Here is a 12,097-nt window from a genome sequence, read left to right as displayed (position 1 = left end):
GCGCCAGTGGCCTACGTCGTCTGGAGCTGCTTGCGCTCAGCCGGCGAAAACCGGTGATCATCCCGGCATCTGGCTCATAAATTTGGTGGCGCCGCGTACACCATTTGATGGTAGCTGCCATTTGAGTGACGTCGCGCAGTCCGTCGAGAGACCGAGCTCGGGATTCAGGAAAAATTCGGCCGCGGCCGGGCCGCTGCAGAGAGCGCCTCCTGAAGAAAGAGCCCCGACCCAGGTCGAGGCTCTCGATTGACCGCGCTAGTGCGTAGAGATCATTATTTGCCAAGCACCGGGCTGAGCTTGTAATTGAACCGCGCTGTGATCAGATCGACGTCCTGGTGGACGCGATCCACGCCGGCACCTGGGAAGGCTACATTGGTGCCCTGCATGAACAAATGGTCATACTCGACGCCGGCGGACCAGCTCGGCGTAAGACTGACTTCGACACCGGCGCCCAGCGCGCCACCCCAACGCACATTGCTGCTTTTGGCAATCTCCGTACCAGTCGCCACTGAGTCGATGTGGTAGGTGTTGCTGGTCACGGCGGCACCGCCCTTGGCGTAAAGCAGCACGGCATTGAATGCGTAGCCAATCTGGCCAGCAAGCAACCCGAACGCATCCGTCTTGGTGCGGAGGGTGTCGGCCGGGAAGGCGGTGCTGACATTGGAGCCGCTGAAGTCGGCCCAATTGCCCTGGCCCTCGATGCCGTAAACCATATTGAAGATCTGCCAACGATAGCCAATCTGGCCGCCGATCGAACCACCTGTCGAATTATGGCAGCCCTCGGGAGTGACGCCATTGAAATTCCAGCAATTATGGCCAGCCCCCCAGCCGCCATTGATACCGATATAGTAGCCGGTCCAGTCAGTGATCGGGGCCGCGATTGGCATCGGCGGCGCCTTTATATTGACGGGCTGCACGGCGAAGTCTGCGCCAAGCGCCGGTGCCGCTGCACTGAGCGCGACAATGCTTGCAGTCAGAATCAGAAAACTCTTCATTTCGAGTGTCGTTCCTTTCGGTGCCCCCCGGCGCTGTGCGTCTTAACAACATCGACGCCGATTGCTGTAACTGCAGGACAACAATCCTTCGGGAGAAATGCGCGGAACCGCACGTAGCGTCAGATTGTGGAGCGTGCAAGGACGTCACGCGCACCCGTCAGCGAAATGCGCCGAATCTGGCTTGGGCTCACACGCAAAATACGCCAATGGAAATTCGGATCAGTCAACGTTGGAAGACGTGAGGCGTTATGGTGCAGCGTGCTCCTTGAGACTGCGGTTTCGCGTCGCGGTGCGCCGTGATATGGGGTGTAAGCTCCCCGTCAAGAACCAGCGCGAGAGCCGAGCTGCGTAAGTCCTGCCGGTGCGTGATGAGCTGCTTGGCGAGTGCTCTCAGGCGGGCCGCGCTTTATCAAGCCGTCGAGGAACACCCGATCGCAAGGCACGTGCGATCACAACGCGCGCGGCGTTGCGGCGCCTTCAGCGCGGCGAAAGATATGAGTGGAGGAAGGTCAGATCGGTCACCATCGGCGTCGACGTTCATTCTTGGCTGAATGACGGGGCAAACCTGGCGAACCGGATCTCTCTTGCCAGTGGATGTGCGAGGAAGCCTATTGCGTGGTCGCATGCGCAAGCTCGGCGCGCAAATTGCGTATCGCCTCGTTTGCAAGATGGAGTGCATTGCGTTCGCCGTTCCTTACCGAGCTCGCCAGTAAATCGCGCAATCGGCGATGAAGGACGGACTTCAGATTGTGCGCTAGGATCGGATCACTCTCGACAAAGCGCCACGCTTTATCAAACGCCACACTCACGAGAGCCTCTGGCGCCTGGACCTGCTGGGATAAGTCGTGATCCATCTCAAACTCCACTGCAACGCCCTTCAAAGAACAAATCAGTTTGTCCCAAACGAAACCGAGAGCATGTGGCCAGCGCTCAAATCGGTTGCGATCTTGCTCGCGCATCGAGCTACGCTCGGCGCCATAATGAACATTATATAGATGCTTGTTGAAGTTCGGATGACCGAGCGTCGTAATGTCGATCAATTGGAGTTAATCTCGGAGCGAGTGAAGCGAACAACGCAGTACAAGCGTCTCTAGCGGTACCGCTTGAGGTCCGCTAACGGTGCAAGGCGTTGTTTCAGGCGATCAAACTTCGCTCGTGCCAGTCGCAGCTACAACACGACCATGGCGGTCGGGGTCGTCCACCATTTGCAGATCTCAAGCGAACAGCGTGGTCGTTTTCTGAGATGTCGGCTTCCGATCAAGCCCGGCATATTCCGGACAAGTGTTGTTGGTGTTGTGACATGTGTCGGGGCATTCTCTTGCTCGCATTATGGATCTAAGCCCCGTACAAGCCGAACACGTTAGAAGAGGATGAAAAACGCCAGCGCCGATCGGGCCGGAATTGATCCAGAGTGCGCCGGATCGTGTCCACGGGCGTGGTGTGGCGCGTTGAGGCGCTCGATCGGGTTGGTCGAGTGCAGCTTGGTTCGATGCTGGGGCGGGTACGTCATGTAGGCGAGCACATCGGTCTCGGCCTCGTCGAGGAAGCCAGCAAGCTCGGGCAGCTTGGGGCGGAGCTGGTCGGCGACCTTCCGCCCACTGCGCTTGGGCGGTCTCGGCATCGTCCTGGGCAAAGGCGGTGGCGATGAAGGCGGAGACGACGCGCCGTCCGCTCTTGCCGGCATGCGACCAACGCGTTGCGCATGAAGTGCACGCGGCAGCGCTGCCAAGTGGCGTTGAGCACCTTGCTGATGGCGGCCTTGATGCCCTCGTGCGCGTCGGACACAACCAGCTTGACGCCGCGCAGGCCGCAGCGGGCGAGCTTGCGCAAGAACTCCGTCCAGAATGTCTCGGCTTCGGAAGGGCCAATGTCCATGCCGAGAACCTCGCGGTGGCCGTCACTGTTGACGCCGACCGCGACAATCACCGCGACCGACACATGCGGCCATTCTGGCGCACCTTCACGTAGGTGGCGTCGATCCACAGATACGGCCAGTCGCCCTCGATCGGGCGGACGAGGAACGCCTTCACTTTGTCGTCGATCTCGCCGCACAGCCGGCTCACCTGGCTCTTGGAGATGCCGCTCATTCCCATCGCCTGCACCAGATCGTCCACCGAGCGGGTCCAGACGCCCTGCACATAAGCTTCCTGCACCACGGCGGTGAGCGCCTTCTCGGTATCCGTCCGAGGGCGGCCGTCTTGCGAGTTTTTCCGATCTGTAGCTGACTGTCCTTATGGACGGACATAAGGACAGTGCGGTGCTGAGCCGCATGGATTTGGTGGAGACCGGTCGGCGGCGACGCTGGACGCGTGCGGAGAAGCTCAGAATCGTAGAGGAGAGCTTCTCGGGGCCACGACTGGTGTCGGCGACGGCTCGCCGGTATGGGATATCACGTCAGCTTCTGCTGAGCTGGCGCAAGGCTTGGACCTGTCATGATCCGGCCGAAGAGGATTCGATCGGCCCGACATTCGTCCCTGCGATAGTTGCGGCAAGTACGCCGCCAACGACGGAAGCTGTCGAGACAGGTCAGATCGAAATCGTGAGCCCTCAGGGGCTGCGCGTGGTCTTCGGCCCCGGTGCGGATATCGAGGCGGTCGTTCGAATTGCTCGGGGCCTGGCGCGCCGATGATCCCGATCCCGACGGGCGTGCGGGTGTGGCTGGCGACGGGCCATACCGACATGCGGTGCGGCTTTCCGAGCCTGGCTCTGCGCGTGCAGGAAGTGCTCAAGCGCGACGCCATGGGCGGCGGTCTTTTCTGCTTCCGGGGCAAACGCGGTGATCTATTGAAGGTCATTTGGCACGGTGTGCTGCAGAGCATGAAGGAGGTGAATAACCGAATTTAATGCGTACAGCTTTATGAGAGATGGAGGATGGCCCTCCTGCATCGGCGTTTCAGGCGCAGATGCAAAACCACGACACTGTGGCTTCGCTTAAAAGGCGCGGTCATGAGCAAGTGTTGCAAAAGTCCCGGGTGTACGGGGCAGGTAAGTATCCAGAAGGCGAGCGAAAGCGAATCTTCCGATGACGCGTCGAAAATTACTAAGGCGTCGCCAAAATCAGGGGCGCGTGCCATCCCTGAGATCAATCCGTGAGGCGCCTGGATTACTGCGCGGATGGCGACCGGCGTTTAGGGGACGCGATCTGGATACAGGCTCTTGTAGAGAACTGCAGGAACCAGTCGTTGTGATGCCAAGGGAGAAGTTCAAGCGGCGCACACCGCGAGACGAGAGTACCGAAGCACAACACTGGGGCGGATCGGCTCGTAGTAGTGATGAAGGTGCTGTAATGGGACTGGAGCGAAGGGGCCGAAACAAGTGGGTTGCTCCCATATGCAACTGTGATGAGCAGGAGGACATGTGAGTGTAACCGGACGTAAGCAGTACGATATCGACAAGCAGACAGTGATGAAGGCCTACCGATTGGTCAAAGCCAATGCGGGCTCGGCCGGCGTGGATAAGGTGTCGCTCGAAGCTTTTGAGAAGGACTTGAAGGGCAACCTTTACAAGGTCTGGAATCGAATGTCTTCTGGCAGCTACTTTCCACCTGCCGTTCGGGCTGTCTCCATTCCCAAGAAGAACGGCGGGCAACGCATTCTAGGTGTGCCGACAGTAGCAGATCGCGTGGCGCAAACGGTCGTCAAGCTGCAGATTGAACAAGCACTCGAGGAAATCTTCCTTCCCGATTCCTACGGCTACCGGCCCGGAAAATCCGCGCTGGACGCCGTCGGCGTCACCCGGCAACGGTGCTGGAGGATGGACTGGGTGCTGGAGTTCGACATCAAAGGCCTGTTCGACAATATCAGCCACAAGTTGCTTATGAAGGCCGTCAGGAAGCATGTGCAAGACGAATGGGCTCTGCTCTACATCGAACGCTGGCTAACAGCGCCGATGCAAGACAGAGACGGAGCGATCACCGCTCGCGACCGGGGCACACCCCAAGGCGGCGTGATCAGTCCCGTCCTTGCCAATTTGTTCTTGCATTATGCGTTCGATACATGGATGGCGCGGAACTTCCCGCAGTCGCCGTGGTGTCGATACGCGGACGACGGGCTCGTTCATTGCCGAACCAAGGCTGAAGCGGAAGCCATCAAGGCGGCGCTGCAAGCAAGGTTTAAGGAATGCGAACTCGAAATGCATCCCGACAAGACCAAGATCGTCTACTGCAAAGACAGCAATCGCCCGGGTAGCCATGCCAGTCAGTCATTTGACTTTCTGGGATTTACCTTTCGACCGCGCAGGGCAAGAAACCATCAGAAGAAAGAAAACTTCTGTACGTTCTCGCCAGCGGTCAGCAGGGCGGCGATGACGTCTATGCGTATGACGATCCGGCAGCTCCGCCTCAGGCTTCGCTCGCAGACGGAAGTCGACGCAATTGCCTTGGAACTGAACCCCGTCCTTCGTGGATGGAGGCAGTACTACGGCAGATATGGGCGGTCAGAAATGCACAACCTGTATCGATATGTCGACGAATCTCTTAACCGCTGGGCGCGACGCAAATACAAAGGGCTGAAGAATGGAAAAGTCAGAGCCTCCACCTGGCTCAGATTGATCCGCTGCCGCAGGCCGAAGCTGTTCGCTCATTGGGCGATGTTGAGTTCTGCCTCGTTACTTGTTGAGAGCCGTATGACGTGAGAGCGTCACGTACGGTTCGGAGAGCGGCTCCGGGTGCAACCCCCGGGGCCGACTCACCATGGCCAGGGCGCCTGCTTGTTCACCAAAAGACTCGAGAGAGGCAGGTTCATCTGGCCATCGGTTGCTGGTGAATCGGTAACGATCTCTCCGGCGCAGTTGAGCTATCTGTTGTCCGGGATCGATTGGCGCAACCCTCAAGAAACCCAGCGTCCGACGCGGGTCGGATAGTCGTTTTACGGTTTGAATCTGCTGCTCGATCTGATTCAATGGCTCCATGATATCGAAGCCGGATGATCTTCCATCGGACCTTGTCAGTGCCCTGGCGGCGCTGCAGGCCGAGCGTGAGGCGCGACAGAAAGCCGAGGCGAAGGCCGCCAACTGGCAGGCGCAAGCCGCGAATGCGCAGGCGAAACTGTCGGATACCGAGGCGCTGATCGCTCATCTCGAGTTGCGCATCGAGAAGCTGAAACGCGAACTGCACGGGCAGCGATCCGAGCGCTCGGCACGGCTGCTCGAGCAGTTGGAGTTGGAGCTCGAAGAACTCGTCACCACGGCGAGCGAGGATGAGCTTGCCGCACAGGCCGCAGCGGCGAAGACGCAGAACGTCCGCCCCTTCATGCGCAAGCGGCCGGTGCGCAAGCCATGGCCTGACGATATCGAACGCGAGCGCGTCGTCATTGAGACTCCAACGACCTGCGCCTGCTGCGGTGGATCGCGGCTGGCGAAGATCGGTGAGGATGTGACCAAGACGCTGGAGGAGATTCCGCGCCGCTTCAAGCTGATCGAGACGGTACGCGAGAAGTTCACCTGCCGCGATTGCGAGAAGATCAGCCAGCCGCCCGCGCCGTTCCATGCCACGCCGCGCGGCTTCATCGGCCCACAATTGCTGGCGACGATCCTGTTCGACAAGTTCGGCATGCATATCCCGCTCAACCGCCAGAGTGCGCGCTTTAAGGCCGAGGGGATCGACCTGCCGTTGTCGACGCTGGCCGACCAGGTCGGCCACGGGACCTTCGCCGTCATGCCGCTCTTCCACTTGATCGAACGCCACGTGCTCGCTGCCGAGCGCCTTCATGGCGACGACACCACCATCCGTATTCTGGCGAAGGGCAAGTGCACGACCGGGCGGATCTGGACTTATGTGCGGGATGACCGGCCGTTCGCCGGGCCTGCGCCGCCGGCAGCGGTCTATTACGCCTCGAGCGACCGACGAGGCGAGCATCCACAGAGACATCTGGCCGCCTTCGCCGGCATCTTGCAGGCGGATTGCTACAGCGGCTTCGAGCCGCTGTTCGACCCGCAGAAGAAGGCGCTGCCGATTACGCCGGCGTTTTGCGTGGCCCATGCGCGGCGGGGCTTCTTCGAGCTGGCTGATATCGAGAAAAATGCTCGGGAAGGCAAGAAAGGCAAACCGGTCTCCCCGATCGCGCTGGAGGCTGTCAGACGCCTCGATACGTTGTTCGAGATCGAGCGCGCCATCAACGGCCGCGGTGCCGGCGAGCGGCGTGCCGCTCGCCAGGAACAGAGTAAGTCACTTCTCGAGGACATGCATGCCTGGCTGCTCCGCGAGCGCGAAACCCTCTCGCGTTCCTCCGAGGTCCTGAAGCCGATTAACTACATGCTCAGGCGCTGGGACGGCTTCGCCCGCTTCCTCGACGACGGCAGGATCTGCTTGACCAACAATTGCGCTGAGCGCGCATTGAGAGGCATCGCCTTGGGAAGGCGCAACTGGACCTTCGCCGGCAGCCAGCGCGGCGCCGACCGTGCCGCCATCATGCTGACGATGATCACGACCTGTCGCCTCAACGACGTCGATCCCAAGGCCTGGCTCGCCGACGTCCTGGCCCGTATCGCCGATCATCCCGCATCGCGTCTGCACGAGCTCTTGCCCTGGGAATGGAAGCTCCTGCGCCAGGCCGACAAGCCAGCCAATCAGCAGGCCGCCTGACCTTCACCCTTCACCCAATGCCATCATAGACCTCGCCGTGCCCGCGCGCATGCGTCAATCAGGCGGCCTCCGTCGTATGCGTACCCTTCTCGGCCATGCGGCGCGGCTCCAGGAAGCCCGGCAAGTAGGAGCCCTTGCGCAGTTTGGGGATGCGAAGTTCGACCGTGCCGGCGCGGGTCTCCCAGCTCCGGTCGCGGTAGCCGTTGCGCTGGGCCAGACGCTCGGGACTCTTCTCGCCGTAGGCCGCTCCGGTCTGGCCTTCGACTTCCAGCTCCATCAGCCGCTGGGCGGCAAAGCCGATCATCTCGCGCAACAGATCGGCATCAGGGGTCTTCTCCACGAGCGTGCGCAGGTCCATCATATCGTCGGTCATCGGTGGTTCCTCGGTTGCGTTGGCGTGTCGCAACCCGATCCTACCGGCGAATCGCCGGTGACCACCGCAAAGCCGCCCGCCCGCTACGGCGCTATTTGAGGCGCGCGTACCGGGCGGCTTTGCTCTACCGAGCTACACCATCACTGGGGACACGACCGTGCGCCGCCGTCCCCAGAAGGGTTCGAGTGAAGTTCGTTGTCAGCACATAAGGGGATATTGCCGCAACAACGGCCTAACCACTATACACGAAACGAAGGTTAGGCCGAGTTGCCAGTCATTGTGAGTGTCTCGCACCCGGGCGGCCTGTGCTTTCTCGTTATCCGGCTTCCGCACGGCGGTAGCAGAGCCATGAGGTCCCGAAGCAAGAGCAAAAGTTGAACTAAGGAGCGAAATCAAACTGGGTTGTTGCAGTGCAAATGCGTGTTGTACGACGTACCCGATCCGACCGCGATAGCTAATGAATCAGTCGCAGACGGCGTAATGGAGGCGGCGCCCGCATGCCAGGTTAGCTCGTTGGATGCTGCGCTTCGCTATGATACTCTGTTCGTACCATCGCAGCCGGCGTTGTTCGGCCAGGAAAAGCGCTCTCCACATCAATCCGTCAACGAAATCTCACTCCGCGGCACGCGAGAAAATGAGTTTCGCGATCTTCATCTGGTTGGCCGGAGTTCGTAGGTTGGCCGGCAAGGCATCGACGGCTTGATCGAACAGGCGTCCCAAAACGAGAAGGTCTTCCGGGTAATAAGCGCCGCGGTCCCCGGACATGTGCGTGGTGCGAGCGCCGCCGTCATGATTGCTTGTTCTTGTCTCGCCGAGCTGGCCGAGCTCCAGCTCTGCCGTGATCATTTCATTTGTGAGTGCGTTGAGCAGTCGGATCGCGTCAAGCGCGTCACCATCCTCGCCTACGAGAGTGGCGAGGATGGTCAGTTGCAGGTCGATCCGATCCTTAAGATTCTGTACGCGGGAATTGGAGGGGGCAAGTTCCACGATGTGCTCCTGGTGGTGAAGTGAATGTAAAGTACCTGATGGTGTGTGTTGCGTTTCGCGGTCCGCGAGAGCCGGCAGGTGCGGCGCGACAAGGAATGTCTCCGTCCCAGCTGCGTGTTCATTGAGGCGATCGTCGCGCTCGCTCGACGCCGTACAATGGCAGGGCCTGCGGGCCATGACTGCGACTTACGACTTAAGCCGAGCAGCCCGCGGATGTGCTGTGAGACGCCGCCCGGCATAGCCGCCGAGAGCCAATTGGGCTCATCGGGGATTGCAGAGCGATCTTCCGCCACAATCGTCTGGGCTGCCACGCTCAGATCGTTAAATGCTCGGCACAGTGAGCGTGCGGCTAGGCGGGGAAAAGGAGCCCGCGAACAGATGGGAACTCGGCAGCTCGCCCAGCTGCGCCAATTGCTTAGATGATGGTGTGATGCTTGCCGGAAACTCAAAGAGCGCTCGCCCCCGTCGAAAGTTGATCGACAACCGCGGATAAAGCCGGATGAGCATCGTGCAGGTTTGTAGAGCGTAGATCTGGCCCGCGCCGACCGAGCAGGGCTCAGCAAGCGAGCGCAGTGAGGATTTATGGTCACACGACGTTGCAGAGTGGACGGCAAGTTGGCGAAGTTGATCTGTCCATGTCGTCGCAGATCGGGTCCTCGTCCGGGCCGTCGGACACGTATCTTGCAATCGGGGCAGGTACAGACCTGCCAGCACGGCCTCGCTTGCAGCCGCCAGATTGACGGCGCTGCCGACCTGGTCAGGGCGAAAAGTCCAAGCTCCGGCGAGGAGGACGGTTCGCCTGGCCGAATTCTAAACGACGTACGCATTTACCGAGGCCACTGGAAGTGCGCGAACGCCGATCGTCTGAAACGCCTTTGGGGTGATGGCCAGGGTATCAGCGAGGACGCGGTTGATGACTACGCGCCGCACGCGGCGATCAGGGGACAGACTAAAAATGGTCCGCACGTGCGTCGATTTGGACGAATCGAAAGTATCTTTGTGGATCCAGGTCGGGGTGGCTTGAACTGACCTGCGACTGTGCTGAAGGCAAAAGGGATCCATGGCCACACGACATTCGTGAAAGGTGCTTTCCGGAAATCGCGATCGACTTATGGGGTATTTGGCTAAATCCGGTAAAATCGAAAGTTTTGATGGGATCCATCCAGTTCGCGGATAGCCCGGGCGAGGAGTCATTGACCTTTCTGAATGACGCTGGATTCTCGCGCGGTCCACGAGCCGATGAGACGGGCCGCGGGGCTGACCCGGTGCTGCTCCAGGTGCTCGAGCATGCTCTATTGGTCCGAGGACCCCATGTTGGGCAAGGCAGCGAGCGTGATGGCAGGCGGATATCGGCATTGTCGGCAGGGCGGCCGATCATGGCACATAGCGTTGCGGCGCTGAACGCAGGTAGCAAAATCGGATCGAACGTTTCAGCCAAAGCCAGGCATGATCTCGGATTGGATTGTGGTTGCTGTGTACAGCGAAACCTCCAACGGAAGGTTCCCGAATGCAAGCTGGCATAGTAGATATTAGTTGGCGCCCGCCTCCTCGATCTGGTTAAGGAGGAGCTGTCGGATGGAAGCTGGCGTTCCGACAACGCACAGTTCGCTTCAAGCGCTGCATCGAAGGTCAGCGGCAAGTTAGGCGGTGTCGGCATTCAATTCGTAAAGGAATCTAAAGCTCCTTAGCCATCGTTGATAAGCGGCTTCCGCGGCCGCGCGGGCATCTTTGTCAGACTGTGCAACTACGACCATGCGCAGCAAGCCGAGAAATGGCATCCGATCGTCCGCGGCGGTCTTATGCGCCAGATGAGAGCGGAACGCATCTGTCATGTTTCGGACAGCAGAGGAGTGGCCTGCGCACGCCAGATTGGCGCCGTTTGCAGCAGCCCACGCCGCCGGCTCCGGGCGATTGCTCGCGATCCAGGTCGGCTGATGTGGGCGCTGATGAGGCCTCTGTTCACAGTGACTCTTTTGAATTTGCCCTCTCTGGCTGCGCGAGGCGCCTGACACCAAGCGGCCGGGAGATGGTCGCTTCGCTACTTTGAAAGCAGTTCGCGAAGCTCCGCGACATCGAGCATGTGCTTGACCAGAAGCATCTTTAGCATCGCGTTCTCCTGCTCCAAGTCCTTCAATCGCTTGGCCGCAGGAACGTCCATGCCGCCAAACCTGGCGTTCCAATTATGGATGGCCGCTTCTGCGGTCCCGTGTTTGCGAGCCAGGTCAGTTGCCTTCGCCCCAGCCTGATGCTCCCTCAAGATCGCGACGATCTGCTCTTCCGTGAATCGTGGCCGCTTCATTTGACAGCCCCTGTTAGGGGGGAGCTTGCATTCCAGCTGGAGGAAGCGCGGAATGATTGGTCATCTGCCGAGCGCGGGTTGGAGGGGGCCGCAGACGATCCGACTGGGGCCAAATGGGCTTCATCGATCTGCCCTAGAGGCCCGTTAGGCGAACCCTTGTCGTCGATAGCTGAACGATGCGTCAGGATCCCGTCGCCGATGTTGAAGGTATTCCGGATCTTGCCAAAGCACTCGATTGGCGCGTCAACATGCTCGGCTTGATGAGTGCGTGCCACATGGTGAAGTCTTGGTCTGTATGTGTGCCTTGCGATTTGAGCGCAGCGCTGGGTGAGTTGTGCGTTGCGGCGCTCGGCAGCGAGAAGGGGTTTCCATTGACGTCGAAGCCGCAATTCGCGCAGAAAACTGTCTGGCGGAAGGGCATAACGAAAAACTTGCGCAGCTCGAATTAGCGCGAGAGGACGTAAACGACGCAGCGTCTGGCGCAACGTGGGGCGCAGGGCAGGGGCACTTGTCAGCACGGGAGCTCCATAGGCTGGACTGTTGCCGAAAATCGATTTTCGCGGCTACGGCGGTTGAAAGGATAACGGCCAGCACCTCCCGACAGCGCCAATCAAATGCTGCAGGGTGAATGGAGGGCTCATTTGGCCAACAAGCCCATCGATCAGGGCGGCCAACCATTAAGCGACCAGGCCGTTGCTTAAAAGACTCGCAAACAATGAGGGTTGGCACGGTACTACTTGTCTATCATCGGACGTAGCTCGTCATCGAGCCTGTCGACATCGGGGAGCTCTGCGAGCGCTGCAGCAAACGCAAGAAGTGCTCCGAGAGCCGCCAGTACAAGGGCGGACGCAACTATTGCAGCT

At 59.9% G+C, this 12,097-nt stretch carries 9 protein-coding genes and 4 pseudogenes; 6 read left to right on the top strand and 7 right to left on the bottom strand.

The genetic code is table 11. The features are described 5' to 3' along the window. Positions 1-272: 272 nt before the first annotated feature. The 3 genes and pseudogenes from HAP54_RS02415 to HAP54_RS02405 all read right to left on the bottom strand — a co-directional run. The gene (locus HAP54_RS02415; protein WP_166214455.1) at positions 273-995 is read right to left on the bottom strand and encodes an outer membrane protein; all 723 of its coding nucleotides are present in this window, start codon (positions 993-995) and stop codon (positions 273-275) included. Positions 996-1,603: 608 nt separating this feature from the next. After that, positions 1,604-2,035 (bottom strand): hypothetical protein, encoded by a 432-nt coding sequence (locus HAP54_RS02410; protein WP_224741406.1) that lies wholly within the window; start codon positions 2,033-2,035, stop codon positions 1,604-1,606. 407 nt (positions 2,036-2,442) lie between these two features. Then, positions 2,443-3,184: pseudogene (locus tag HAP54_RS02405) on the bottom strand (IS256 family transposase); the annotation flags it as partial. Positions 3,185-3,228: 44 nt separating this feature from the next. Here HAP54_RS02405 and tnpA point away from each other — a divergent pair. The 5 genes from tnpA (at position 3,229) to tnpC (ending at position 7,575) form a co-directional block, all read left to right on the top strand. Next, positions 3,229-3,624 (top strand): IS66-like element accessory protein TnpA, encoded by a 396-nt coding sequence (tnpA, locus tag HAP54_RS02400; RefSeq protein ID WP_166202956.1) that lies wholly within the window; start codon positions 3,229-3,231, stop codon positions 3,622-3,624. Next, complete coding sequence (gene tnpB / locus HAP54_RS02395) at positions 3,621-3,839, top strand: IS66 family insertion sequence element accessory protein TnpB (RefSeq protein WP_166294299.1); 219 nt, start codon at positions 3,621-3,623, stop codon at positions 3,837-3,839. The genes tnpA and tnpB (HAP54_RS02395) overlap by 4 nt, the downstream gene beginning before the upstream one ends. Before the next feature lie 561 nt (positions 3,840-4,400). Continuing rightward, positions 4,401-5,627: a group II intron reverse transcriptase/maturase gene (gene ltrA / locus HAP54_RS02390; RefSeq protein WP_166306448.1), complete on the top strand. Its 1,227-nt coding sequence runs from the start codon at positions 4,401-4,403 to the stop codon at positions 5,625-5,627. 33 nt (positions 5,628-5,660) lie between these two features. Beyond that, a complete protein-coding gene (tnpB, locus tag HAP54_RS02385; RefSeq protein ID WP_166293650.1) occupies positions 5,661-5,855 on the top strand; it encodes an IS66 family insertion sequence element accessory protein TnpB in 195 nt (64 codons plus the stop codon). A 46-nt stretch (positions 5,856-5,901) separates the two neighbouring features. After that, positions 5,902-7,575, top strand: coding sequence for an IS66 family transposase (gene tnpC, locus HAP54_RS02380; protein WP_166205228.1), 1,674 nt, complete (start codon positions 5,902-5,904; stop codon positions 7,573-7,575). A gap of 85 nt (positions 7,576-7,660) precedes the next feature. Here the strand turns inward: tnpC and HAP54_RS02375 are convergent. The 4 genes and pseudogenes from HAP54_RS02375 to HAP54_RS02360 all read right to left on the bottom strand — a co-directional run. Further along, positions 7,661-7,948 (bottom strand): annotated as a pseudogene (locus HAP54_RS02375) (transposase); the annotation flags it as partial. Between the two features lie 612 nt (positions 7,949-8,560). Beyond that, entirely contained in the window at positions 8,561-8,935 is a 375-nt protein-coding gene (locus HAP54_RS02370; RefSeq protein ID WP_029084494.1) for a hypothetical protein, read from the bottom strand. Between the two features lie 1,430 nt (positions 8,936-10,365). Further along, positions 10,366-11,070: pseudogene (locus HAP54_RS02365) on the bottom strand (LLM class flavin-dependent oxidoreductase). Then, positions 10,977-11,234 (bottom strand): annotated as a pseudogene (locus HAP54_RS02360) (transposase); the annotation flags it as partial. The pseudogenes HAP54_RS02365 and HAP54_RS02360, both read right to left, overlap by 94 nt. A 176-nt stretch (positions 11,235-11,410) precedes the next feature. Here HAP54_RS02360 and HAP54_RS02355 point away from each other — a divergent pair. Beyond that, entirely contained in the window at positions 11,411-11,683 is a 273-nt protein-coding gene (locus tag HAP54_RS02355) for a hypothetical protein (protein WP_035978067.1), read from the top strand. Positions 11,684-12,097 lie beyond the last annotated feature (414 nt).

The organism is Bradyrhizobium sp. 2S1, assembly GCF_011516625.5.
GTDB classification, from domain to species: Bacteria; Pseudomonadota; Alphaproteobacteria; order Rhizobiales; family Xanthobacteraceae; genus Bradyrhizobium; species Bradyrhizobium septentrionale.
The sequence above is the reverse complement of the archived record's forward strand: the minus strand, read 5'-3'. Positions and strand labels throughout refer to the sequence as shown.

Coding starts and splice junctions, on each gene's coding strand:
- HAP54_RS02355 (WP_035978067.1), top strand. CDS start 11,411: ATGCGTCAGGATCCCGTCGCCGATGTTGAAGGTATTCCGGATCTTGCC.
- ltrA (WP_166306448.1), top strand. CDS start 4,401: ATGAAGGCCTACCGATTGGTCAAAGCCAATGCGGGCTCGGCCGGCGTG.
- HAP54_RS02415 (WP_166214455.1), bottom strand. CDS start 995: ATGAAGAGTTTTCTGATTCTGACTGCAAGCATTGTCGCGCTCAGTGCA.
- tnpB (WP_166294299.1), top strand. CDS start 3,621: ATGATCCCGATCCCGACGGGCGTGCGGGTGTGGCTGGCGACGGGCCAT.
- tnpC (WP_166205228.1), top strand. CDS start 5,902: ATGATATCGAAGCCGGATGATCTTCCATCGGACCTTGTCAGTGCCCTG.
- tnpA (WP_166202956.1), top strand. CDS start 3,229: ATGGACGGACATAAGGACAGTGCGGTGCTGAGCCGCATGGATTTGGTG.